We start from the raw sequence: 24,044 nt of genomic DNA on the forward strand, positions 1-24,044 counted from the left end.
ACGCCACTACCTTCGAATCGTGACTGTGATCGCGACCGAAAGCCTCAGCAAGCGGTTCCCCCGGGTGACCGCGCTTGACCGGCTCTCCCTGGACATCGGGCCCGGTGTGACCGGACTCGTGGGTGCCAACGGAGCCGGCAAGTCCACCATGATCAAGATCCTGCTCGGCCTCTCCCCCGCCACGGAGGGCCGCGCCGAGGTCCTCGGACTCGACGTCCGTACCTCCGGCGCGGAGATCCGTGAGCGCGTCGGGTACATGCCGGAGCACGACTGCCTCCCGCCGGACGTGTCGGCCACCGAGTTCGTCGTCCACATGGCGCGGATGTCCGGGCTGCCCCCGACCGCGGCCCGCGAGCGGACCGCCGACACCCTGCGCCACGTCGGTCTGTACGAGGAGCGCTACCGCCCCATCGGCGGCTACTCGACGGGCATGAAGCAGCGGGTGAAGCTCGCCCAGGCCCTCGTCCACGACCCGAAGCTGGTCCTGCTCGACGAGCCGACCAACGGCCTCGACCCGGTCGGCCGCGACGAGATGCTCGGACTGATCCGCCGGGTCTGGACCGACTTCGGCATCTCCGTCCTCGTCACCTCGCACCTCCTCGGCGAGCTGGAGCGCACCTGCGACCACGTCGTCGTCATCGACGGCGGGCGGCTCCTGCGCTCCAGCTCCACCAGCGACTTCACCCGGACGACCACGACGCTCGCGGTCGAGGTCACCGACTCCGACACCCACCCCGACGGCGCTGCGGCGCTCCGCGCGGCCCTCGCCAAGGCGGGCGTCACGATCCACGCGGGCGTGGAGGACGGCCTGCCCGGCGCCGGCCACATCCTCCTCCTGGAGGCGGCCGGCGAGGAGACGTACGACCTCGTGCGCGACACCGTCGCCGGCCTCGGCCTCGGCCTCGTCCGCATGGAGCAGCGCCGCCACCACATCGCCGAGGTCTTCCGCCCGGAGGCCGCCGAGGCGTCCCCGCAGCACGAGGAGGTGCCGGCCCGATGAGCACCCAGACCCCGCAGCCCTCCCAGGCCGCTCCCGACACGACCCGTATCCACAACATCGGCTACCGGTCCTACGACGGCCAGCGCCTCGGCCGGGCGTACGCCCGCCGGTCGCTGTTCTCGCAGTCGCTGCGCGGTGCGTACGGACTGGGCCGGAGCGCCAAGTCGAAGGTGCTGCCGATGCTGCTCTTCGGCGTGATGTGCGTCCCGGCGCTGATCATCGTCGCGGTCGCGGTCGCCACGAAGCAGAGCAAGCTGTCGATCGAGTACACGCAGTACGCGATCTTCCTCCAGGTCGTCATCGGCATCTACCTGGCCGCCCAGGCGCCGCAGTCGGTCTCCCGCGACCTCAGGTTCAGGACCGTGCCGCTCTACTTCTGCCGGCCGATCGAGCGCGTGGACTACGTGCTCGCCAAGTTCGGGGCGATGGCCTCCGCGCTCTTCGTCCTCACCGCCGTCCCGCTGCTGATCCTCTGGGTCGGGTCGCTGCTCGCCAAGATGGACTTCGCCGAGCAGACCAAGATGTTCGGCCAGGGCCTGGTCTCCGTGGCGCTGCTGTCGCTCCTCTTCGGCGGCATCGGGCTGGTCATGGCGGCCCTCACCCCGCGCCGCGGCTTCGGCGTCGCCGCGGTGATCGCCGTCCTGACCATCTCCTACGGAGCGGTCTCCACGCTGATGGGCATCGCCTACGCCACGGACAACGTGGACGCCATCGAGTGGCTCGGCCTGTTCTCGCCGATCACCCTGATCGACGGCGTGCAGACCGCCTTCCTGGGCGCGCCCACGGCGTTCCCCGACGGCGGCGGCCCGGGCGCCGGTGTCGGCGCGGTCTACCTGCTCGTCGTCCTCGCGCTGATCGCCGGCTCGTACGGCATCCTGATGCGCCGCTACCGGAAGGTCGGGCTGTGACCGCCTCCCCGTCGCCTGCCGCCACCCCTCGAAGGAACGGGCCGCGCCCATGACCATCCTCTCCATCGACCACGTCTCCCGCTGGTTCGGCAACGTCGTGGCCGTCAACGACGTCACGATGTCGGTCGGACCGGGCGTCACCGGACTCCTCGGGCCCAACGGCGCCGGCAAGTCCACCCTGATCAACATGATGGGCGGCTTCCTCGACCCCTCCACCGGCTCCGTCACCCTCGACGGCGCCAGGATCTGGGGGAACGAGTCCGTCTACCGCGAGATCGGCGTCGTCCCCGAGCGGGAGGCGATGTACGACTTCCTCACCGGCCGCGAGTTCGTCCAGGCCAACGCGGAGCTGCACGGACTCGGCACCGCGGAGGCCCGGCGGGCCCTGGCGACGGTCGAGATGGAGTACGCCCAGGACCGCAAGATCTCCACGTACAGCAAGGGCATGCGGCAGCGCGTGAAGATGGCCTCGGCCCTCGTCCACGACCCGTCGGTGCTGCTGCTGGACGAGCCGTTCAACGGCATGGACCCGCGCCAGCGCATGCAGCTGATGGACCTGCTGCGGCGGATGGGCGCGGACGGCCGCACCGTCCTGTTCTCCTCGCACATCCTGGAGGAGGTCGAGCAGCTCGCCTCCCACATCGAGGTGATCGTGGCCGGGCGCCACGCGGCCTCCGGGGACTTCCGCAAGATCCGCCGGCTGATGACGGACCGGCCGCACCGCTACCTGGTCCGCTCCAGCGACGACCGGGCGCTCGCCGCGGCCCTGATCGCCGACCCGTCGACGGCCGGCATCGAGGTCGACCACGTGGAGGGCGGACTGCGCGTCCAGGCCGTGGACTTCGGGCGGTTCACGGAGCTGCTGCCGAAGGTCGCCCAGGAGCGCGGCATCCGCCTGCTGACGGTCTCGCCCTCGGACGAGTCCCTCGAATCGGTCTTCTCGTACCTCGTCGCGGCCTGAAAGGAGCCTGACCGATGTACAACCCCACCGTCGCCCGGCTCACCTACCGGGCGCTCCTCGGCCGCCGCAGGGCGCTGATCCTCTTCCTGCTGCCCGCCATGCTGCTGGTCATCTCGGCCGCGGTCCGCGGCTTCAACGGCGCCGACGACCAGGTCGCCGCCGACGTCCTCGGGGGCTTCGCCCTGGCCACGATGGTCCCGCTGATCGGCGTGATCGCCGGCACGGGCGCCATCGGGCCCGAGATCGACGACGGCTCGATCGTCTACCTGCTGTCCAAGCCGGTGAAGCGGCCCACGATCATCTTCACCAAGCTGATCGTGGCGATCGCGGTGACCATGGTCTTCTCGGCGGTGCCGACGCTGATCGCCGGATTCATCCTCAACGGCAACGGCCAGCAGGTGGCCGTGGCGTACACGGTCGCGGCCCTGGTCGCCTCCATCGCGTACAGCGCGCTGTTCCTGCTGCTCGGCACGGTCAGCCGGCACGCCGTGGTGATCGGTCTCGTCTACGCCCTGGTCTGGGAGGCGCTCTTCGGCTCGCTCATCTCCGGCGCGAAGACCCTCAGCGTCCAGCAGTGGGCGCTGGCCCTCGCGGAGAAGGTCACCGGCGACGGCCTGGTCTCCTCCGAGGTCGCGCTCCCGACGGCCACCGCCCTCCTCGTCGGCGTCACCGTCGCGGCCACCTGGTTCGCCGGCCACAAGCTGCGCACGCTGAAGCTGGCCGGCGAGGAGTAGGGGGTCCGGCGGGCCGCGGGCCCGGCCCCACGCCATGCCGCCGGCCGGACGAGGCCGCGCCGCGCGCCGCGCCGCCGCCGGCCCGGTCCCACCGGGTCGGCGGCGGCGCTTCCTCCTCAGACCGTCCGGTCCCGGGCGGCGAGGAGGCCCACGGCGAGGGCCGCCGCGCAGACGCCGAGGACACCGCAGATCGGCAGGGTCCAGGAGCCGGTGGCCTGGTGGAGGACACCGGCCGCCAGCGGTCCGGCCGCGGCGAGCAGATAGCCGACCGTCTGGGCCATGCCCGACAGCCTGGCCGCGGTCACCGCGTCCCCGGAACGCAGGACGATCAGCGTCAGGGCGAGGCCCACGGCGCCGCCCTGGCCCACGCCGAGGACGGCCGACCAGAGCCAGGCACCCTGCACCGGCGCCACCATCAGACCGGCGTACCCGGCCGCGACCAGGGTCGTGACCAGCACGATCAGGGGCCGCTGGCTGCGCATCCGGCCGGCGAGCAGCGGCACCGCGAAGGCGCCGGCGACCTGGATCAGGTTGTTGAAGGCGAAGATCACGCCGGCGGCGGAGCGGCTCATCCCGTGGTCGGTGAACATCGTCGGCATCCAGGCGATCAGGACGTACGACCACAGCGACTGCAGGCCCATGAAGAGCGTGACCTGCCAGGCGAGCGCCGAGCGCCAGACCCGGACCGGGCGGGTGCCGGCGGCCGGGACGGCCCGTACCGCGTGGCCCGTGCGGCCGCGGGCGATCAGCACCTGCGGCAGCCAGGCGAGCGCGGCGACCGCGGCGAGCAGCGACCAGAAGCCCAGCGATGCCTGCCAGCCGCCGCCCAGCGCCTTCTCCAGCGGCACCGCGGCGGCGGCCGCCACCGTCGCGCCGGCGATCATCGCGCCGGTGTAGACCGAGGTCATCGCCGCGGCCCGGTCCGGGAAGTCCCGCTTGATCAGGCCGGGCATCAGCACGTTGAGCAGGGCGATGGCGGTGCCGACGAGGACGCCGCCGCCGTACAGCGCGTACACGGACGGCAGGAGGCGCACGAGGATGCCGACGCCGAGCAGGAGCAGCGCCCCGAACAGCACGCGTTCGGAGCCGAGGCGGCGTCCCAGCCAGGGGGCCACCAGGGCGCCCAGACCGAGGAACAGCACCGGTACCGAGGTGACGAGCGAACTCGCCGTCGAGGAGAGGCCGAAGGCGTCGGACATCTCGCCGACCAGCGGGGCCACGCTCGCCAGCGCGACCCGCATGTTCAGCGAGGCCAGCACGATGCCGGTGAGGAGCAGGGCCGGATGGGCGAGCAGGGCGCGGCGGGCGGCCGCCCCCTCCGCCGGCGTGCGGGTCCCGGCTCCCGGGTCGACGAGGACGGGCACCGGTCCGTCGGCGCGGGTCTCCTCGGGGGCGGGGGCTCCGGCGGTCATCGGTTCCGCTCCGTCAGGGCCGCGACGGCCTCCCGGGGCGCCCGCAGCAGTTCGCGGGCCTGTCGCTCCGCCGCGTCCGGGTCGCCCGTCTCGATGGCGGTGACCAGGGCCTCGTGGGCGTCGATGTCGACCGGCGGCATCTCGCGGTCGCCGAGCGCCTCGACCAGCACCTCGTGGACCTGGGTGGAGAAGAAGCGGTAGACCTCGGCGAAGGCGGTGTTGTGGGTGGCCTCGACGACGGCGAGGTGGAAGGCGAGGTCGGCGTCCGCGTCCCGGTCGCCCTCCTCGCGCAGGCCGGTCAGGGCGGCCCTCAGCCGGAGCAGGTCGTGGGTGTCGCGGCGTTCGGCGGCGAGCCGGGCGGCCTCGGCCTCCAGGGCGACCCGCAGTTCGAGGACGTCGGACGCGGCCGCGTGGCGCACTCCGCGCAGGACGGCGGCCGGGTCGGCGGTCGACCGGACGAAGGTGCCGTTGCCCTGGCGGGACTCCAGGAGGCCGGCGTGGACGAGGACCCGTACCGCCTCGCGGACGGTGTTGCGGCCCACGCCGAGCTGCTGCGCGAGCTCGTGCTCGGTCGGGATGCGGTCGCCGACCGCCCACTCGCCGTCGGCGAGCTGCCCGCGCAGCTGTTCCACGACGGAGTCCACCAGCGAGGTCCGTCCCGCCGCTCTCAGTGCCATGCCGTTCCGACCTCTCCATTCGCCCGGTTGCCCAGTCATCCTACAACTGACCGTCCCGGAGACACCGGACTACTGTGGGGCCGTACGCGGACCGAACACCCTCACCACCCTCGGGAGTCAGTCATGTCAGACCGCTTCGACGTCGTCGTACTCGGAGCTGGCCCCGGCGGCTACGTCGCCGCCATCCGCGCCGCCCAGCTGGGCAAGCGGGTCGCGGTCGTCGAGGAGAAGTACTGGGGCGGTGTCTGCCTGAACGTCGGCTGCATCCCCACCAAGGCGCTGCTGCGCAACGCCGAGCTCGCCCACATCTTCAACCACGAGGCCAAGACCTTCGGCATCAAGGTCGACGGCACCGTCTCCTTCGACTACGGCGAGGCGTTCCGCCGCAGCCGTTCGGTCGCGGACGGCCGGGTCAAGGGCGTCCACTTCCTCATGAAGAAGAACGGGATCACCGAGTTCGACGGCCGGGGCACCTTCCTCGACGCGAACACCCTCCAGGTGGCGAAGGCCGACGGCACCTCGGAGACGATCACCTTCGACAACTGCATCATCGCCACCGGCGCGACCCCGCGCCTGCTGCCGGGCACCGCCCGCAGCGAGCGCATCGTGTCGTACGAGGAGCAGATCCTCGCCGAGGACGCCCCGAAGTCGATCGTCATCGCCGGCGCCGGCGCGATCGGCATCGAGTTCGCGTACGTCCTGAACAACTACGGCACCAAGGTCACGATCGTCGAGTTCCTCGACCGGATCGCCCCGCTGGAGGACGAGGAGGTGTCGAAGGAGCTGGCGAAGCAGTACCGCAAGCTCGGCATCGACGTCCTGACCTCCACCCGCGTCGAGGCCATCGACGAGTCCGGCCCGCAGGTCCGCGTCACCGTCACGGGCAAGGACGGCGCCACCAAGGTCCTGGAGGCCGACAAGGTCCTGCAGGCCATCGGCTTCGCCCCGAACGTCACCGGCTACGGCCTGGAGGCCACCGGTGTCGCCCTCACCGAGCGCGGCGCGATCGACGTCGACGGCCGCTGCCGCACCTCCGTGCCGCACATCTACGCCATCGGCGACGTCACCGCGAAGCTGATGCTGGCGCACACCGCCGAGGCCATGGGCGTCATCGCGGCGGAGACCATCGGGGACGCCGAGACGATGGAGCTCGACTACCCGATGATCCCGCGCGCGACCTACTGCCAGCCGCAGATCGCCAGCTTCGGCTGGACCGAGGCGCAGGCCCGCGAGAAGGGCTTCGACGTCAAGGTCGCCAAGTTCCCGTTCGTCGCGAACGGCAAGGCGCACGGTCTCGGCGACGCCACCGGCTTCGTCAAGATCATCGCCGACGGCACCCACGGCGAGATCATCGGCGCCCACCTGATCGGCCCCGACGTCACCGAGCTGCTGCCCGAGCTGACCCTGGCCCAGCAGTGGGACCTCACCGTCCACGAGGTCGCCCGGAACGTGCACGCCCACCCGACGCTGGGCGAGGCAGTGAAGGAAGCGATCCACGGTATTGCCGGACACATGATCAATTTCTGAGGTTTCTCCCAGCTCGGGGTGATAGGCACTGAAAGGTGCCGAGCAAAACCTCACCGGGTGGCGAACCGTCCCGGCCGATCAGGTCGTGGGTGCGTTCGTCACCCGGTACGCATGTGTGGCTGGCGGTCATCGCGCTCACCAGCCTCGTCATCGCGCTCTCCCCGGACGGTCTGGAGAACTACCTCCTCCACCGCAACAGCAGCAATCTCCACCAGCTCGCGCACCACCCGGTACGCGCCCTGCTCGGCAGCGCCTTCTGGATCGCGGACCCCGCCGACCTCCTGCTGTACGCGGTGCTCTTCGAGCTCCTGCACGCCCCCGTGGAGCGCTGGCTCGGCACCGCCAAGTGGCTCTTCACCGTCGCCACCGCCCACATCGCGGCGACCCTGATCAGCCAGCAGGTCGTCCTGGTGGCCATCCGGCTCCACGACGTGCCGCGCAGCATGGCGCACGTCGTCGACATCGGCGTCAGCTACGGCCTCGCCGCCTCGGCCGGCATCCTGACCTACCGCCTGCCGCGCCCCTGGCGCTGGCTCTACCTCGCCGGCGTGGTCGCCTTCTTCGTCGTCCCGCTCGTCACCGACCGGACGTACACCGACCTCGGCCACGCCATCTCGCTGGCGATCGGGCTCGCCTGCTATCCGCTCACCCGGGGAGAAAAATCGTTCGCACCCGAACAGGGGCCCGGCGCAGACTAGTTGCACGGGGGACACGGGGGATCTCCCGAAGGGAGCGGCCGCTTCGAGCGCGCGGATGCGTCCGCGCGGGCCGCTCCCTCCCGGAGGATTGGCCGAGTGGTAAGGCAGCGGCTTGCTAAGCCGTGGTCGGGGGAGACCCCGCGCGCGTTCGATCCGCGCATCCTCCGCCGGATACGACGAAGGCCACCCCGAGGGGTGGCCTTCGTGGCGTCGGGGGTCAGGCCGACAGCAGCCGTTCCAGGACGACCGCGATGCCGTCCTCCTCGTTGGAGGCCGTCACCTCGTCGGCCACCGCGCGGAGTTCCGCGTGGGCGTTGCCCATGGCCACGCCGTGGGCGGCCCAGCCGAACATCGGGATGTCGTTCGGCATGTCGCCGAAGGCGATCGTCTCCGCCGCCTTCACGCCCAGCCGACGGGCCGCGAGCGACAGTCCGGTCGCCTTGCTGAGCCCGAGCGGGAGGATCTCCACGATGCCGGGCCCCGCCATGACGACGTCGACCAGACCGCCGACCGTCTCCCGGGCGGCCCGGGTCAGCTCGTCGTCGGTCAGCTTCGGGTGCTGGATGTACAGCTTGGTCAGCGGCGCCGACCACAGCTCGGCCGGGTCGTCGTACGCCACGTACGGCAGGGGCCCTTCCTGGGCCTTGTAGCCGGGGCCCATGAGGACCTCGCCGTCCAGACCGTCACGGCTCGCGGCCAGGGCCAGCGGGCCCACCTCGGCCTCGATCTTGGACAGGGCGAGCCCCGCGAGCTGCCGGTCCAGGGTCAGCGAGGTGAGCAGCCGGTGCTCACTGGCGTGGTAGACCTGCGCGCCCTGCCCGCACACCGCGATCCCCTCGTAGCCGAGGTCGTCGAGGATGTGCCGGGTCCAGGGCACCGCCCGGCCGGTGACCACGATGTGCGCGGCGCCGGCCGCCGTCACGGCGGCGAGCGCGTCCCGCGTACGGGCCGACACGGACTCGTCGGACCGCAGCAGCGTGCCGTCGAGGTCCGTCGCGACCAGGCGGTAGGGGAAGGGGCTCACTTGGCGATCGGCTCCAGGACCTCACGTCCGCCGAGGTACGGGCGCAGCACCTCGGGCACCCGCACCGAGCCGTCGGCGAGCTGGTGGTTCTCCAGGATCGCCACGATCGTGCGCGGGACGGCGCAGAGCGTGCCGTTCAGGGTGGCCAGCGGCTGCACGGTCTTCTTGCCGCCCTGCTCGTCGCGCATGCGGACGGAGAGGCGACGGGCCTGGAAGCTGTCGCAGTTCGACGCGGAGGTCAGCTCGCGGTACTTGCCCTGGGTGGGGATCCACGCCTCGCAGTCGAACTTGCGGGAGGCCGAGGCGCCGAGGTCGCCGGTGGCGACGTCGATGACCTGGAAGGGCAGTTCGAGGCCGGTCAGCCACTGCTTCTCCCACTCCAGGAGACGCTGGTGCTCGGCCTCGGCGTCCTCCGGCGCGACGTACGAGAACATCTCGACCTTGTCGAACTGGTGGACGCGGAAGATGCCGCGGGTGTCCTTGCCGTACGTGCCGGCCTCGCGGCGGAAGCAGGGCGAGAAGCCCGCGTACCGCAGCGGCAGCTTGTCCGCCTCGATGATCTCGTCCATGTGGTACGCGGCGAGGGGGACCTCGGAGGTGCCGACGAGGTAGTAGTCGTCCTTCTCCAGGTGGTACACGTTCTCCGCGGCCTGGCCGAGGAAACCGGTGCCCTCCATGGCGCGCGGACGGACCAGCGCGGGGGTCAGCATGGGGATGAAGCCGGCCTCGGTGGCCTGGGCGATCGCCGCGTTGACCAGGGCGAGTTCCAGGAGGGCGCCGACGCCGGTCAGGTAGTAGAAGCGCGAGCCGGAGACCTTGGCGCCCCGCTCGACGTCGATGGCGCCGAGCGCCTCGCCGAGTTCGAGGTGGTCCTTGGGCTCGAAGCCCTCGGCCGCGAAGTCGCGGATGGTCCCGTGCGTCTCGAGGACGACGAAGTCCTCCTCGCCGCCGACCGGGACGTCCGTGTGGACGATGTTCCCGAGCTGGAGCAGGAGCCGCTTGGCGCTCTCGTCGGCGTCGTTCTGCTCGGCCTCGGCGGCCTTGACGTCGGTCTTGAGCTGTTCGGCCTTCTGGAGGAGCTCGGCGCGCTCCTCGGGGGTGGCCTTGGGGATCAGCTTGCCGAGCGCCTTCTGCTCGGAGCGGAGCTCGTCGAAGCGGACGCCGGACGACCTGCGCCGCTCATCGGCGGAGAGCAGGGCGTCGACGAGTGCGACGTCCTCTCCACGGGCGCGCTGGGAGGCGCGAACACGGTCGGGGTCCTCACGGAGCAGGCGAAGGTCAATCACCCCACCAGGCTACCGGTGCGCGTTCACGTGACCCCACCGGATAACCGTGCGCGTGTTGTTTCGCCCGAATTGAGACCCGTGGGAATGCCGGGATCGGAGCCCTTCCCGGTACTTATCCACAGGCTGTGCGGAAGATCTGTGGACTACGGAGCGCGTTCCGTGGATTTCCCTCCACACACCTGGGAATTCCGTGATCAAACACCATGGGCCCACTCATTCGGGTGGGAATTGCTCGCTCCAAAGGATTGATCGGGCGAGGGGCGCTGACGTGGGCGTCATCCGGGCGCTGTGGACAGCTGCACAGGGGGCGAGGAGTCGTCAGGGCGATTTGTCGACCTTGTCGGAGTGCGGTGTCGACTTGTCCCCAGGCTGGGCATGGAGCCTGTGGATAACCACTGTGGGTAACTCAAAAATATGCAGGTAGGAGTATTGATTCGCACCTGTGGACGACCGCCCCCGGCGGCGGGAGCGGTCGGTCAGTATCGGGTCAGGCCCGACCGTCCTGGGCCCTCGCCAGCCAGTCGGAGGCCGCAGTGAACGCCTGGTCCGAAGTCCCGCGCCGCAGCGGCAGCACGTCCTCGGCCGAGACCCCCGCCCTCGGGTACGAGCCGAGGAAGCGCACCTGGGGACAGATCCGCTTGAGCCCCATCAGCGCCTCGCCCACGCGCCGGTCCGAGATATGGCCCTCGGCGTCCACGGCGAAGCAGTAGTTCCCGATCCCGGCCCCCGTGGGGCGGGACTGGATCAGCATCAGGTTCACCCCGCGCACCGCGAACTCCTGGAGGAGTTCGAGAAGGGCACCCGGATGATCGTCACCCAGCCACAGCACCACCGACGTCTTGTCCGCGCCGGTCGGAGCCGCCGGACGGGCGGGCCGACCCACCAGCACGAACCGCGTCTCGGCGTTCTCCGCGTCGTGGATCTCGGTGACCAGGGCCTCCAGGCCGTACGTCGCCGCCGCGAACTCCCCGGCGAAGGCGGCGTCGAAGCGGCCCTCCTGCACCAGCCGGGCGCCGTCCGCGTTGGACGCGGCCGACTCCCACACGGCCTCGGGCAGGTGCGCCCGCAGCCAGTTCCGGACCTGGGGCTGGGCGACCGGGTGGCCGGTCACCGTCTTGATCTCCGAAAGAGCGGTCCCCGGCCGGACGAGCAGCGCGAAGGCAATCGGGAGGAGCACCTCGCGGTAGATCATCAGCGGCTCACCGGAGGCCAGTTCGTCCAGGGTCGCGGTCACCCCGCCCTCGACCGAGTTCTCGATCGGGACGAGCGCGGCGGCGGCCTCCCCGTTCCGTACGGCGTCGAGCGCCGCCGGGACGGAGACCATCGGGACGAGCTCCCGCGTCGCCGCCTCGGGCAGCGTGCGGAGCGCGGCCTCCGTGAAGGTGCCCTCGGGGCCGAGATACGTGAACCGGGTGGCGGACATACCGTCACCCTAATGGTCGCCGGAGCCCCGAGCGGCCCGCCCGAGCGGAGTCGCCACACCGGTCCCGGCGGTCACGCCTCCAGCAGCCGCTGGCCCACGTACTCGCCTTCGGCGGGGCCGCCCGGCACCGCGAAGAGGCCGCTCGCCTCGTGCCGGATGAACTCCGACAGCGCGTCCCCCCGGTCGAGCTTGCGCTGCACCGGGACGAATCCCCTCAGCGGGTCCGCCTGCCAGCAGACGAAGAGGAGCCCGGCGTCCGGCGTCCCGTCGGGGCCGATCCCGTCGTGGAAGGAGAACGGCCTGCGCAGCATCGCCGCTCCGCCGTTCTGTTCGGGGGCGGAGATCCGGGAGTGGGCGTTGTCGGGGATCACCGTCTTCCCGTCGGGACCGCGCTTGTCCAGGTCCAGTGCGGTGGTCTCGGTGCCACCGCTCAGCGGGGCGCCGTCGGACTTCCGGCGCCCGATCACCTTCTCCTGCCCGTCCCGCGGCAGCTTCTCCCAGTCGTCGAGCAGCATCCGGATCCGGCGGACCACCGCGTACGAGCCACCGGCCATCCAGGCGTCGGCGCCGGCGGCCCCGGCCGGGACGAAGATCCGCCGGTCGAAGTCCGGGTCGGTGGGCTTCGGGTTGCCGGTGCCGTCGACCTGCCCCATGAGGTTGCGGGCGGTCATCGGCTTCGCCGTGGCACCGGCCGAGCGGTTGAAGCCGTTCATCTGCCAGCGGACCCGGGCCGCGTCCCCCGCGTCCTTCTGGAGGGCGCGCAGGGCGTGGAAGGCGACGAGGGCGTCGTCCGCGCCGATCTGCACCCAGAGATCGCCCTCCGAGCGCTTCGCGTCCAGCGCGTCGGAGGAGAAGGCGGGCAGCGGGTCGAGCGCGGAGGGGCGGCGTGCGGTGAGTCCGGTCCGGTCGAAGAAGGTGCGGCCGAAGCCGAAGGTGACCGTCAGCGAGGAGGGGCCCGCGTCGAGGGCGATCCCCGTGTCCCCGGCCGGAGCCCTGCCCGCCATCAGGGCCTTCGCCGTGACCGACCAGCGGCGCAGCAGAGCCGCGGCCTCCTTGCGGCCGGCGCCGGGCGCGAGGTCGAAGGCGACCAGATGGCCGCGCGACTGGAGGGGGGTCGTGATGCCGGCCTGATGTTTCCCGTGAAACATCACCTCGGTCGCGCCGACCGAGGTGAGGGCGGGAGCGCCGCCGGACCCGGAGTTCCCGCCGCCGTCCTCACCGGAGACGGCGGCGGAGACGCCGACACCGCCGGCGGCGCCGATGACGAGCCCGGCCGCGCCGGCCGCGCCGACGGTGCCGAGGAGCCGTCGCCGCGAGATGTCGAGGTTGTCGCTGTCGGTCACGTCGCTCAGCCGATCTTCACGTTCTTGTCGATGGTGGTCTGGTCGATGTCGGAGGTACGGACGGTGACCTGGATCTTCCACTCGCCCGGCATCGGGATCTGGACGCCGCTCGCGCTCCAGTGTCCGGTCTGGATGCGGTCGGGAGCGACGGGCAGCGGGCCGACGTCCTTGGCCTCCAGGGTGAGGGCGACCTTGACCTCCGGAACGTCCAGCGGCTTGCCGTTGGGACGCTCGACGAAGATGTGGAGCCCGTTGGCCCCCGTGCGGCCGGGGTCGAGGCTGAGCCGGACGACGCCCTTGCCGTCGACGCCGCCGGTGTCGAAGGGCAGCCGGATGTCCACGGGCCGGTCGGGCACGGCGGCCGGACCGGCGGTCACGCCCGCGCGCTCGGCCTCCTCCTCGGTGCGGCCGGGCTCGGTCGAGGTGAGCATCGTGGTGACGGCGAGCAGCACGACGGCGACGGCCGCCTCGGTCAGCACCGAGCGGCGCAGGCCGGCCCGCTCGGGATCGGCGTCCCGCTCCCGCTTCCGCCGCGCGGTGGCGACGGCCGCCCGCTGGCGCGCCAGCTGGGCCGCCCGCTCGGGATCGACCGCGGTCCCGCCGGAGGCCGCGCCGTCGCCGGAGGCCGCGCCGTCGTCGGGCGTCGTGGTCCCGTCCGGGTCGGCGCCATCGTCCGGGGTCTCGTCCGGGGTCTCGCCCTGGGTTTCGTCCGGGGTCTCGTCCGGTTCCCCGGCCTCGGTCCCGTCCGCCGCCGAGGTCTCGCCGTCCTCGCTCTCGCCCGGTGCCGGGTCCGCGAGGCGCTGGGTCCAGCGCCGGGAGATCCAGGCGATGCCGACGAGGACGGCGAGGAGGCCGATCTTGACGAGGAGGAGCCGGCCGTAGCTGGTCCCGGTGAGCGCGGACCAGGAGCCGACCTGGCGCCAGCCCTGGTAGAGCCCGGTGGCGGCCAGGACGCTCACGGAGCCGAGGGCCACCGTGGAGAAGCGCCGGACGGCCCTGCGGTCGACGGACGGCGCCCGGTAGAGGGCGACCAGCAGCACGGTGAGTCCGCCGAGCCAGGCGGCGACGGCGAGGAGGTGGAGGATGTCGACGGGCATGGCGATGCCGGGCTGGATACCGGTCGAGGCGTGCTCGGCCAGGGCCCAGGTGCCGGCGATGCCGGCGGCGATGACGGTGCCGCCGATGCCGAGGCCGAAGGCGAGGTCCTTCTTCTCCTTCGGGTCGGTGCGCCGGGCGTACGCGCCGAAGAGGACGGCCACGAAGAGCGCGGCGGCGCCGAGCAGCAGCAGCCGGGAGGTGAGCGCGGCGCCGGTCTTGGTCTCCAGGACGGCCTTCAGACCCGCCAGGTCGAAGGCGTCGGAGAGCTCGCCGGAACCGGTGTACGGGTTGCGCAGGAGCAGCAGCGCCAGGGTGGCACCGGTGAGGGTGAGCCAGCCGCGGACGACGGTCTGCTGCACGGGACGGACGCTCGCGCCGCGCGGCCAGCAGACCAGCACGAAGGCGCCGCCGCCGACGAGGACGGCGAACCCGCCGTACGAGAGGTAGCGCGCGATGCCGTACAGCGTGCCGACGAGACCGCCGCCGGGAGCCCGGTCGGGCAGGGCGACGGAGGTGGTGGAGGGGGCGCCGATGGAGAAGGTGAAGGCGCCGGCGATCGGGTGGCTGTCGGCCGAGACGGTCTGCCAGGCGACGGTGTAGGTGCCGTCGGGCAGTCCGGCGCGGAGGGCCACCCCGTAGCGGACGACGGATCCGCTGCACAGGTCCCGGATCTCCCCGGTGTCGGCCCGCCGTCCCGCCGGGTCGAGGACCCGGATGGAGTCGGCGCTCATGGCCACCTGTTCGGAGAAGGTGAGGTTGACCTCCTTGGGGGCGGTGGCGACCACCGCCCCGTCCTTGGGGTCGCTTCCGGTCAGCGCCGCGTGCGCGGAGGCGGGGGCGGCGCCGGCGAGGAGCGTGCCGAGCAGCGCGGCCGCGAGTATCAGCAGCCGGGCCAGGGCGGTACCGAGGCGCGGGGCGGTGGTTGTCATCTCTGGGTCACTCCGTCAACTCAGGGTCAATCCGTCAACGCGCTCAGTGCTGCTGCGGGTTGTGGTTGGCGGCCTCGACGGGAAGGTCGACCTTGATGGGGCCGGACTTCTCGAAGTGGAGCTCGATGCTGACCTTCTCGCCCTGCTTGGGCTTCTGCTTCAGCTCCATGAACATGATGTGGTTGCCACCACGGGAGAGGGAGAGCTCGCCGTTCGCGGGGATGTCGAACGACGCCACCTCCCGCATCTTCTGGTCCTTCGTCTCGTGCATCGTGATGTCGTCCGAGAGCGGGCTCGTGACGGAGGTGAGCTTGTCCGCCGTGTCCCCGCCGTTGGCGATCGTGAGGAAGCCGCCGGCCATGTCCATCACCGGCTGCGGCATGAACGCGCCGCTGACCCGGAGCTCGGGCCTGCCGTCTCCGGACGAGGACGAGCACCCGGTCAGCGCGAGCGAGGCGGCCAGGGCCACGGCGGCGGACAGGGCGGTGGTGCGGCGGTTCACGGGTTCTCCCCCTTGATGATCTTCGGCAGGTCCTTGGCGTAGTCGTCGACGGAGGTGTCCTCGCCGTACAGGACGTAGCCCTGGTCGGTGGCGGGCGAGAAGGCGATCACCTGGGCTCCGTGCATGGAGACGACCTTGCCGTCCTCGACCTTCGGCGGGTCGATGCCGATGCCCATCGACTTGGCGCCGGCCTGGATGGTGGCGAAGTCGCCGGTGAGACCGGTGAAGGAGGGGTCGCCCGCGGCGGGCAGCCACTTGGCCAGCTCCGCGGAGGTGTCCCGCTCGGGGTCGGTGGTGACGAAGACGACCTGGAGCTTGTCCTGGTCCGCCTTGGGCAGCTGCTTCCTGGCGATGGCGATGTTGCTCATCGTCAGGGGGCAGACGTCGGGGCAGTGCGTGTAGCCGAAGTAGACGAGGGTCGGCTTGCCCTTGGTGCGCTCCCGCAGGTCGTACTTCTCGCCCTTGGTGTCGGTGAGGACGAGCGAGGGCTTGGCGAACGGCCGGTCGAGGACGGTGGCGGCCCTGGTGGAGTCGCTGCCGCCGGAGACCTCGGCGACGGGCCCGGCGGCCTTGTCGTCGTTGCCGCCGAGGCCGACGGCCGCGGTGAGGCCGATCGCGGCCGCGATGGCGACCGCGGCGATGACCAGCGGTGCCCGCCGCCCGGGGCGGGGGGTGCCCGCCGCGGGCGTCTTCTCTTCAGACATGGTGGTTCTTTCCGGTTCTGGTGAGCGTGCGGCCGTCAGGCCGAGCGGCGGCGGCCGGCGAGGACGCCGAAGGCGACGCCGGCGACACCGACGAGGATGCCGATGACACCGAGGACGCGGGCGGTCGTGTCGGTGGACGTGGCGGCGGCGGTCTCCTCGTGGTCGCCGGCCTTGTCGTCGTGACCGGCCTTCTCGTCGGACGGCGCGGAGGCCGAGGCCGACGGGGCGGAGCCGCCGTGGTGGTCGGCGGAGGCGGCGGAGAGCTTCAGGACGGGGGCCGGGTTCTGCGGCTCGTCCGCGCCCTCCTTCGGCTCCTCGATCCAGCGCACGACCTCCTTGTTGTCGTACGTCTGGATCGCCTTCAGCACGAGCTGGTCGGTGTCCTCGGGCAGCTGGCCGAGCGAGAGCGGGAACTGCTGGAACTGGCCGGGGCCGATCTTCGAGCCGTCGGCGGTCCAGGTCACCTTGGAGACGGCCTCGTTGATCTTCTTGCCGTGCAGCTCCAGCGGCTTGCTCAGCTTGCTCTTGGTCACCTCGGCCTTCCAGCCGGGGATGGGCTGCGGCATGACCGAGGCCAGCGGGTGGTCCAGCGGGAAGTTGACCTCGACCTTCACGGTGGAGGCGTTGTCGCGCTCGTTCGGGACCTTGATGTTGACGGTCGCGTAGCCGCCCTTGGCGGCCTCGCCCTGCGGCTGCACGCTGACGTGCGCGGAGGCCGTGCCGGCGAGCAGGACCACGGAGGAGAGGGCGATGCCGCCGGCGAGGGCGACACGGGTGGCGGAGAGACGGCCGGTGGCGGAACGGGAAACGGTCATGGCAGGGGACACTCCAGCTCGGAGAGAGGACGACGGGAAGTCCGGCACGACGCGGGCATGGGACCCGGACGGGCGTGCGGACGAGCGCGGCCCCGCTCCTGGTGAGGGGTCCGCGTCAGGCTGCGAGAACGCAGTCGGCGGCCGGCGGACCGCGCCTGATCACCGTGTTCCTGAGTGCCTCGGCCGCGGGCGGCGGCGAGGAGTCGCCCGGTGTGCGGACGGCCGGACGGGGACCCGTGCGCGGGTCCGTCGGCAGTCCGGCGAGCAGCGCCCGTACGAGGCGGAGCGCGGCCCGCAGCGAGCGGACGAGCGCGGCCTCGGCGAGCTCGGTGGCGCCCGGCGCGGAGAGTTCGACGAGCCGGCTCAGCGCGCGGTCGCCGCGTCGCAGCAGCCAGCCCGTGGCCAGCGCGGCCAGCAGGTGGCCGAGGAGCATGGGAAGGCCGGGCAGCAGCTCGGCGGGGGCGGCCGCGGCGACGGCGTGTCCGCCGTGGGCGTGGGCCGACGCCGGGTCGATGCCGGCGTCGCGGACGATCCTGGCGGCGTCGGCGGGGGCGATCGCCGCGCCGCCGGCCCCGCAGACCAGTCGGGCGGCCATCCGCACGAGGGCGTCGTCGGCCTCGGGGCCCAGCGTGAGCCGGCGCTGTCCGAGGCCGAAGAGGACGTGCAGGCCGAGCTGCCCGCCGGCGAGGGCGCCGACGACGAAGCCGAGGGAGCGCTCGCGTCCGGTGAAGAGGACGGTGATCCCGAAGACGCCGAGGAATCCGGCGAGGAGGGTCCACGCGGCGATCCCCGCGCAGGCGGCGAGGGCGTGGCCCAGCGCGGACAGCACGACGCAGACCGCGGTGAACACCGCGGCCCTCAGCAGCCGTGGAGCGAGCGCGGGGGCAGTCATGGCGGGCCCATCATCGCACCAGGGACCACGCCGCCATGAGGCAGGTCCGGAAGGTCGTTCTTGAGCGTCTTCGGGGTGACATGCAGCCACTTCGGGGTCACGCACGGCGCTCCAGGGGGTGGCATACACCGGTGCCTGGACCCGCTGCATCCGCCGAACGAGCGCTCTTGACGCGTTCTCGCGCTTACGAAGGGTCCCGTACGGCAATAGGTATCGGTATGTCGAGCCGCTGCCGGGAGGCTGGAGCATGAGCATCTGGTGGTCACTGCATCTGCGGCGCGAGGCTGCGAGCGTGCCGCTGGCCAGGCGGCTCCTGCTGGGCACGATGGAGACGGCGGGAGTCGATCCGGACGTGTCCTACGACCTGTCCGTGGCCCTGACCGAGGCGTGTGCGAACGCGGTCGAGCACGGCGGCGGCGCCGGGACCGGCACGCCGGGCGGGCCGTCCTCGGGGGCGTACCGGGTGACGGCGTACCTGGACGGCGAGACCTGCCGCATCGAGGTGGCCGACGCGGGACCGGGCTTCCCGGGCGCCGGCGTGCCGCGGACGCCGTCGGACGACGCCGAGAACGGCCGGGGGCTGCGGCTGATCGAGGAGCTCGCCGACCACGTCCAGTTCGGGAACCGTTCGGGCCGGGGCGGAGCCGTCGTCAGCTTCGACAAGATCCTGAAGTGGCGGGACAGCCCGTCCCTCCTGCTGGCCTGAGGACCGCGGGCGCGGAGCACGGGGAAGGGCCCCCGCCGGTCGGTCGGCGGGGGCCCTTCGGTACCAAACTACGCGGTGGTCAGCCCTTCAGCGCGGCCATCCACGCCTCGACCTCGTCGGAGCGGCGCGGCAGCGCGTCCGACAGGTTCCGGTTGCCGTCCTCGGTGACGAGGATGTCGTCCTCGATCCGGACGCCGATGCCGCGGTACTCCTCCGGCACGGTCAGGTCGTCGGCCTGGAAGTACAGGCCGGGCTCGACGGTCAGGCACATGCCCGGCGCGAGCGTGGTGTCGACGTATGCCTCGGTGCGCGCGGCGGCGCAGTCGTGGACGTCCATGCCGAGCATGTGGCCGGTGCCGTGGAGGGTCCAGCGGCGCTGGAGTCCGAGCTCCAGGACGCGCTCGACCGGGCCCTCGACGAGGCCCCACTCGACGAGCTTCTCGGCGAGGACCCGCTGGGCCGCGTCGTGGAAGTCGCGGTAGGCGGCGCCGGGCTTCACCGCGGCGATGCCGGCCTCCTGCGCCTCGTAGACGGCGTCGTAGATCTTGCGCTGGAGGTCGGTGTACCGGCCGTTGATCGGCAGGGTGCGGGTGATGTCGGCGGTGTAGAGCTCGGTGGTCTCCACGCCGGCGTCGAGCAGCAGCAGGTCGCCGGAGCGGACGTCGCCGTCGTTGCGGACCCAGTGCAGGGTGGTGGCGTGCGGGCCGGCGGCGCAGATCGAGCCGTAGCCGATGTCGTTGCCCTCGACGCGGGCGCGCAGGAAGAACGTGCCCTCGATGTAGCGCTCGCTGGTCGCCTCGGCCTTGTCGAGGACCTTGACGACGTCCTCGAAGCCGCGGGCGGTGGAGGCGCACGCCTTCTCCAGCTCGGAGACCTCGAAGGCGTCCTTGATCAGACGGGCCTCGGAGAGGTGGACGCGGAGTTCCTCGTCGCGCTCGGCGGTGACCTTGTCGGTCAGGGCGGCCTCGATGCCGGCGTCGTGGCCGCGGACGGCGCGGACGGGGCCGGTGGCCTCGCGGAGGGCGGCGGCGAGCTCGCGGACGTCCTTCGCGGGGATGCCGAGGAGCTGCTCGGCCTCGGCGAGGGAGTGGCGGCGGCCGACCCACAGCTCGCCCTGGCCGTCGAGCCAGAACTCGCCGTTCTCGCGGTCGGAGCGCGGCAGCAGGTAGATCGTGGCCTCGTGGCCGTCCTTCGTCGGCTCCAGGACGAGGACGCCGTCCTGGGTCTGGTCGCCGGTGAGGTACGCGTACTCGGTGGAGGCGCGGAAGGCGTACTCGGTGTCGTTCGACCGGGTCTTCAGGTTTCCGGCCGGGATCACCAGGCGCTCGCCCGGGAAGCGGGCGGACGTCGCGGCGCGGCGCGCGGCGGTCTTGTCGGCCTGGGCGATCGGAGCGAGGTCGTGCAGCTCGGTGTCGGCCCAGCCGGACTTCATGCTCTCGGCCAGCTCGTCGGACACGCCCGGGTAGAGGCCGTTCTTCCGCTGCTTGATCGCCTGCTCTTCGGTCGACTCTTCCGGGGTCTCCGGCGTGAGCTCCTCGGCCACGGGTCTGCCTCCTCTTGGTACGACACTGAACCCCCACCATCGTACGGTCGTACGGAAGGGGGCCCAGGGCCGGAAGGCCCATTACCGAAGAGTCACGTTCCGCTTACACGGATCGCACGGGAGTCTCACTCGAAGCGCGCGGCGAGCAGGACCACGTCCGCCCCGTCCACGGCCGGGTCGATGCCCTCGGGCAGCAGGGTCCGCAGCACGTGGTCCGCGACGGCGCCCGGGTCGTCCCGGTCCGCCCGCGGCACGCTCGACGCGGCGGCGTGGAGCCGTGCGAAGGCGCGGTCCATGGCGTCGCCGGTACGGCGGAGCAGCCCGTCCGTGTAGAGAAGCACCGTTTCTCCGGGTGCGGGGGACAGCTCCACGCTCGGCGCCTCCCAGCAGGAGAGCATCCCGAGCGGGGCCGACAGCGAGGTCTCGACGAACTCGGTCCGCCGGTCGCCGACGACCAGCGGCGGGGCGTGCCCCGCACCGGCGAGGACGATCCGGCGCTGCGCGGGCTCGGCGTAGGCGAAGAGCGCGGTCGCCGAACGGGCCGGCTCGGTCAGCCGGAGCAGCAGCTCCAGGTCGGAGAGGACGGCGACCGGGTCCTCGCCCTCCATCACCGCGTACGCCCGCAGGGAGGCGCGCAGCCGGCCCATCGCGGCGAGCGCGCTCGGCCCGGTCCCGGAGACGGAGCCGACGGCCAGTCCCAGGGCGCCGTCGGGAAGCGGCAGCGCGTCGTACCAGTCGCCGCCGCCCAGGGGGCCGGTGCGGTGCCGGGCGGCGAGCTGGACGCCGGGGACGCGCGGGAGGCGGCTGGGGAGCAGCTCCTCGGCGACGGTGGCGACCTGGACGCGGGCGCGTTCGACCTGGAGGAGGCGGGCGAGGTGCTCGGTGGCGAAGCGGCCGTAGAGCCCGATGAGGTGGCGCTGGCGGTCGGAGGGTTCGGCGGGCTCGTCGTAGAGCCAGACGGCCGCGCCGAGCCGGCCGGCCTCCTCGGTGGCGAGGGGGAGGGCGTAGCTGGCGGCGTAGCCGAGGCGGGCGGCGACCTCGCGGTGGCGCGGGTCGAGGCCCTCCTCGGTGCGCACGTCGCGGATGGCGATGGGGTCGGGGACGCGCTCGGGGTGGACCGGGTCGGGGAGGCCGTCGAGGAGTCGGCGGTAGCTGCCGGAGCCGCGCGGGACGGTCTCGATGGTGCCGAGGTCGGCGTGGGCGAGGCCGAGGCCGATGGTCTGGGCGGGGCCGAGGCCGTCGGCCGGTTCGAGCACGGCCATGCCGCGGCCGGCGCCGACGAGGGCGGCGCCCGCGCGGAGGACCTCGCGGAGGGCCTCGTCGAGGGAGGGCGTCCTGATGAGGCGCTCGGTGAGTTCGTGGAGGGTGGTGAGGTCGGAGACCCAGGCGGCCAGCCGGTCCTGGATCTGCGCTCCGGGTGGCGGGACCGCGTCGGAGGGTGACGCCGCCGCGGGGACTCCCGGGAGGGGCGCCGTAGTGTGCGGGGGCCCGGGAACCGTGGCATCGATTCCAGCCACTTTCGGCATGTGCGGGGCACTCATGTCGGTCGGCTTTCCGACCGGTGCGTTTGACGCCATGGCATCGCAAACCCCCATGTCATTCAGAGCCGCTCGATGTCTCCACATGTACACGCACCAGAGGAACGATGTCCAGCATTGTCCCCACGGGACTTGTGGTGTCCGCGAGGTCGCGCGAGAGGGTTGAAGTGCGCGGGAACTTGGCCGAAAATTGTCCCCGGTGTGCACCTTTTGCGGTCGACTGGCGTCGTTTGAAGGCGCGTCATTCCGAGCGTGCTGGGTACGTAACCGGTGACAGGCAGGGGCAGTTGGAGCTGTCCTGGAACGTGACGCGGGACCCCGGCGTCTTTCATGCCGCAGGCCGCACCCCTTCCCCGCGTGGCGGGGAACGTGTTCCGACCCGCCCGGAGACCACCCGGCTCCCTCCGGTTCCGACCCGGCTCCACCCGGTTCCACTCGGTCCCACCTGGTTCCGACCCGGTTCCTCCTGGTCCGGCCCGGACCGCCCCGCCCCGACGCGGGGCGCCGTCCCACCGACCGGTACGCGCTGATACGCACGGTGAAGTGTTCTGCACAGGTTGTCATGTGGATTCGGCGTTCAACGGAAAGGAACGAGCGCTCATGCGCGAGATCCTCGGAATGCGACGCAGGCTCAGGTCCCGGCGCAAGGCGAGGACCGCCCGGCTCGACGCGGCGGTCACCTTCGCCGTCGAGTGGGGCTGGCCCGTCCTGCCGGGAGCGGGCCTGAGAACGACGACCCGCACGGCCGCCGGCACGGCCTGCGCCTGCCCCGACCCCGACTGCGCGGTGCCCGGGGCGCACCCGTACGACCCCGGGCTGCTCGCGGCCACCACGGACGAGCGCATGGTCCGCTGGTGGTGGGCCAGGCGCCCGGACGCCCCGGTCGTGCTGGCCACCGGAGGCGGCGCGCCCTGCGCCGTCAGCCTGCCCGCGGTGGCGGGCGCGCGGGCCCTGGCCGCGCTCGACGCGACGGGCATGCGGCTCGGCCCGGTCGTGGCGACCCCGACGCGGTGGTCGATCCTCGTCGCCCCGTACGGCCTCGAACGGCTGGGCGAGCTGCTGTACGCGAAGGACAGCGTGCCCAGCTCGCTCCGGTTCCACGGCGAGGGCGGCTACCTCCTGCTGCCGCCCTCCGTCACCGGCACCGGCCCGGTGCGGTGGGAGCGGGCGCCCCTCGCGGGCTCGGCCCGCCCGTGGCTGCCCGACGTCGAGGCGGTGGTCGACGCCCTCGTCGAGGCGAGCACCAGCACACCGGGCGGCGGCAGCCGGCTCACGTACTAGCCCGGACCTGCGCTGCCAGGGCCTGCGCTGCCAGGGCCTTGAGGCCGGGCCCGGGGCCCGGGGGTCGCGGTGGGCGTCGGGCCTTCACCCGAACGGGTGTGTCCTGGGTCGACTTCCAGGGGAAACGCGCGCACGGCGGACCGGGCCCCGCCGGCCGCCGCTATGTTCGCCCCACCGTTCAAGATCTCCAGCCGAACAGGAGCAGGTGGGTTCCATGGGTCGGGTGAACCTCCGGGTGGTCGGACTCGGTGCCGCCGTCACGGTGGCCGTCCTGCTGCCCCTCGTGGCCATGGCGGGACCGACGGGAGAACCCGGGCGTCAGGGCGACGCGAAGCCGGGGGACCTGCTGAGGGACCTCGGTCTGGGATCCCGTCCCCGGACCTCCGCCGCCGGGGACGCCGACGCTCCCCCGTCCGCCGCCGGTCCGCGGTCCGGTGGGGCCGTCGCCGAGGCCGCTCCCCAGGCGGCCGACGAGCGGGTCACGCGGTGCGGTCCGGAACTCGCCTCCTCCGACGGCGTCGAGGCGCAGACCTGTGTCGTGTCCGAGGGGCCGGACGTGTGGGCGCGTACGTACTACCGGAACGCCGCGGGGCAGGAACTCGACGCGTTTCTGACCCTCATGGCCCCCGGTGGGCGGACCGTTCAAGTGCGTTGCCCCGTTCCCGCGCAGGACGAACCGGGGACCTGCGAAACACCTCGGGAGCGCGGTCGGGGCGCGGCCGCGGACCATACGGCGGTGGCGGAATTCGCGGGCTCCGGCGAAGGGGGCGACACCCCGCTGCTGCTGCGGTCGGGCAGCAACACGGCGGATGCCGAAGGAAGTTGAGAGTCGACGCTCCGGCCCTGCCGGGAGCGGACATGGAAAGGCCCGATCGCTGGCGACGGGGGATGCACCAGCGACCGGGCTTCCAGAACGGTAACAAGAGATCTGCTGTTCGCAAATTCGATCTCGGTTATTCGGACAGGGATTTACCTGTCCGTCGACCCTCTTGTGGCGGAAGTCACCGACTGGTCGGTCTGTCAGTCACCGATACCACCTGGGG

General features: G+C 72.3%; 22 protein-coding genes and 1 tRNA gene. 10 read left to right on the top strand and 13 right to left on the bottom strand.

All coding sequences use genetic code 11. The annotated features are described in order from the left end of the window. The first annotated feature begins 25 nt into the window (after positions 1-25). The 4 genes from AB0424_RS08260 to AB0424_RS08275 are packed head-to-tail and all read left to right on the top strand — an operon-like array spanning position 26 to position 3,603. Positions 26-1,000 (top strand): ABC transporter ATP-binding protein, encoded by a 975-nt coding sequence (locus tag AB0424_RS08260; protein ID WP_366303385.1) that lies wholly within the window; start codon positions 26-28, stop codon positions 998-1,000. Next, positions 997-1,908, top strand: a complete 912-nt coding sequence (locus AB0424_RS08265) for an ABC transporter permease (RefSeq protein WP_366303117.1) — start codon at positions 997-999, stop codon at positions 1,906-1,908. The genes AB0424_RS08260 and AB0424_RS08265 overlap by 4 nt, the downstream gene beginning before the upstream one ends. A gap of 49 nt (positions 1,909-1,957) precedes the next feature. Then, complete coding sequence (locus tag AB0424_RS08270) at positions 1,958-2,869, top strand: ABC transporter ATP-binding protein (RefSeq protein WP_366303119.1); 912 nt, start codon at positions 1,958-1,960, stop codon at positions 2,867-2,869. A gap of 14 nt (positions 2,870-2,883) precedes the next feature. Then, the gene (locus AB0424_RS08275; RefSeq protein ID WP_366303120.1) at positions 2,884-3,603 is read left to right on the top strand and encodes an ABC transporter permease subunit; all 720 of its coding nucleotides are present in this window, start codon (positions 2,884-2,886) and stop codon (positions 3,601-3,603) included. A 116-nt stretch (positions 3,604-3,719) separates the two neighbouring features. Here the strand turns inward: AB0424_RS08275 and AB0424_RS08280 are convergent, their stop codons facing one another. Together AB0424_RS08280 and AB0424_RS08285 are read right to left on the bottom strand one after the other, a co-directional pair. Next, positions 3,720-5,015, bottom strand: a complete 1,296-nt coding sequence (locus AB0424_RS08280) for an MFS transporter (protein WP_366303122.1) — start codon at positions 5,013-5,015, stop codon at positions 3,720-3,722. Next, positions 5,012-5,692 (bottom strand): FadR/GntR family transcriptional regulator, encoded by a 681-nt coding sequence (locus AB0424_RS08285; RefSeq protein WP_366303124.1) that lies wholly within the window; start codon positions 5,690-5,692, stop codon positions 5,012-5,014. The genes AB0424_RS08280 and AB0424_RS08285 overlap by 4 nt, the downstream gene beginning before the upstream one ends. A gap of 123 nt (positions 5,693-5,815) precedes the next feature. On the opposite strand from AB0424_RS08285, the gene lpdA reads away from it, so the two are divergent. The 3 genes from lpdA to AB0424_RS08300 all read left to right on the top strand — a co-directional run bounded on the left by lpdA (position 5,816) and on the right by AB0424_RS08300 (position 8,084). Then, on the top strand, positions 5,816-7,219 hold the full coding sequence (gene lpdA / locus AB0424_RS08290; protein ID WP_366303126.1) for a dihydrolipoyl dehydrogenase: 1,404 nt from the start codon (positions 5,816-5,818) through the stop codon (positions 7,217-7,219). 35 nt (positions 7,220-7,254) lie between these two features. Further along, positions 7,255-7,917, top strand: a complete 663-nt coding sequence (locus AB0424_RS08295; RefSeq protein ID WP_366303127.1) for a rhomboid-like protein — start codon at positions 7,255-7,257, stop codon at positions 7,915-7,917. Positions 7,918-7,999: 82 nt separating this feature from the next. Then, positions 8,000-8,084, top strand: a tRNA-Ser gene (locus AB0424_RS08300). Positions 8,085-8,134: 50 nt separating this feature from the next. On the opposite strand, the gene AB0424_RS08305 is transcribed toward AB0424_RS08300, so the two are convergent. The 9 genes from AB0424_RS08305 to AB0424_RS08345 form a co-directional block, all read right to left on the bottom strand. Next, positions 8,135-8,941, bottom strand: coding sequence for an HAD family hydrolase (locus AB0424_RS08305; RefSeq protein WP_366303129.1), 807 nt, complete (start codon positions 8,939-8,941; stop codon positions 8,135-8,137). After that, the gene (serS, locus tag AB0424_RS08310; RefSeq protein WP_366303131.1) at positions 8,938-10,227 is read right to left on the bottom strand and encodes a serine--tRNA ligase; all 1,290 of its coding nucleotides are present in this window, start codon (positions 10,225-10,227) and stop codon (positions 8,938-8,940) included. Before serS ends, AB0424_RS08305 begins: the two co-directional genes overlap by 4 nt. Before the next feature lie 487 nt (positions 10,228-10,714). After that, a complete protein-coding gene (gene pheA / locus AB0424_RS08315; RefSeq protein WP_366303133.1) occupies positions 10,715-11,650 on the bottom strand; it encodes a prephenate dehydratase in 936 nt (311 codons plus the stop codon). Positions 11,651-11,721: 71 nt separating this feature from the next. After that, entirely contained in the window at positions 11,722-12,993 is a 1,272-nt protein-coding gene (gene efeB, locus AB0424_RS08320; RefSeq protein WP_366303134.1) for an iron uptake transporter deferrochelatase/peroxidase subunit, read from the bottom strand. A 5-nt stretch (positions 12,994-12,998) separates the two neighbouring features. Then, entirely contained in the window at positions 12,999-15,020 is a 2,022-nt protein-coding gene (locus AB0424_RS08325; RefSeq protein WP_366303135.1) for a copper resistance protein CopC, read from the bottom strand. A gap of 43 nt (positions 15,021-15,063) precedes the next feature. Further along, positions 15,064-15,522: a copper chaperone PCu(A)C gene (locus AB0424_RS08330; RefSeq protein ID WP_366303137.1), complete on the bottom strand. Its 459-nt coding sequence runs from the start codon at positions 15,520-15,522 to the stop codon at positions 15,064-15,066. Then, positions 15,519-16,226 (bottom strand): SCO family protein, encoded by a 708-nt coding sequence (locus AB0424_RS08335; RefSeq protein ID WP_366303138.1) that lies wholly within the window; start codon positions 16,224-16,226, stop codon positions 15,519-15,521. Before AB0424_RS08335 ends, AB0424_RS08330 begins: the two co-directional genes overlap by 4 nt. A gap of 35 nt (positions 16,227-16,261) precedes the next feature. Continuing rightward, positions 16,262-17,041, bottom strand: a complete 780-nt coding sequence (locus tag AB0424_RS08340) for a YcnI family protein (protein WP_366303140.1) — start codon at positions 17,039-17,041, stop codon at positions 16,262-16,264. Positions 17,042-17,156: 115 nt separating this feature from the next. After that, positions 17,157-17,933, bottom strand: a complete 777-nt coding sequence (locus AB0424_RS08345; protein WP_366303142.1) for a hypothetical protein — start codon at positions 17,931-17,933, stop codon at positions 17,157-17,159. Positions 17,934-18,180: 247 nt separating this feature from the next. On the opposite strand from AB0424_RS08345, the gene AB0424_RS08350 reads away from it, so the two are divergent. Next, the gene (locus AB0424_RS08350) at positions 18,181-18,639 is read left to right on the top strand and encodes an ATP-binding protein (protein ID WP_366303143.1); all 459 of its coding nucleotides are present in this window, start codon (positions 18,181-18,183) and stop codon (positions 18,637-18,639) included. A gap of 79 nt (positions 18,640-18,718) precedes the next feature. On the opposite strand, the gene AB0424_RS08355 is transcribed toward AB0424_RS08350, so the two are convergent. Both AB0424_RS08355 and AB0424_RS08360 read right to left on the bottom strand, forming a co-directional pair. Further along, the gene (locus AB0424_RS08355) at positions 18,719-20,182 is read right to left on the bottom strand and encodes an aminopeptidase P family protein (RefSeq protein ID WP_366303145.1); all 1,464 of its coding nucleotides are present in this window, start codon (positions 20,180-20,182) and stop codon (positions 18,719-18,721) included. A gap of 125 nt (positions 20,183-20,307) precedes the next feature. Then, entirely contained in the window at positions 20,308-21,699 is a 1,392-nt protein-coding gene (locus AB0424_RS08360) for a PP2C family protein-serine/threonine phosphatase (protein ID WP_366303147.1), read from the bottom strand. Between the two features lie 621 nt (positions 21,700-22,320). Here AB0424_RS08360 and AB0424_RS08365 point away from each other — a divergent pair. Together AB0424_RS08365 and AB0424_RS08370 are read left to right on the top strand one after the other, a co-directional pair. Continuing rightward, complete coding sequence (locus AB0424_RS08365) at positions 22,321-23,001, top strand: bifunctional DNA primase/polymerase (protein WP_366303149.1); 681 nt, start codon at positions 22,321-22,323, stop codon at positions 22,999-23,001. Between the two features lie 214 nt (positions 23,002-23,215). Further along, positions 23,216-23,827 (top strand): hypothetical protein, encoded by a 612-nt coding sequence (locus AB0424_RS08370; protein WP_366303151.1) that lies wholly within the window; start codon positions 23,216-23,218, stop codon positions 23,825-23,827. Positions 23,828-24,044: the final 217 nt, after the last annotated feature.

This window comes from Streptomyces sp. NPDC051180 (assembly GCF_040689545.1).
Taxonomy (GTDB): Bacteria; Actinomycetota; Actinomycetes; order Streptomycetales; family Streptomycetaceae; genus Streptomyces.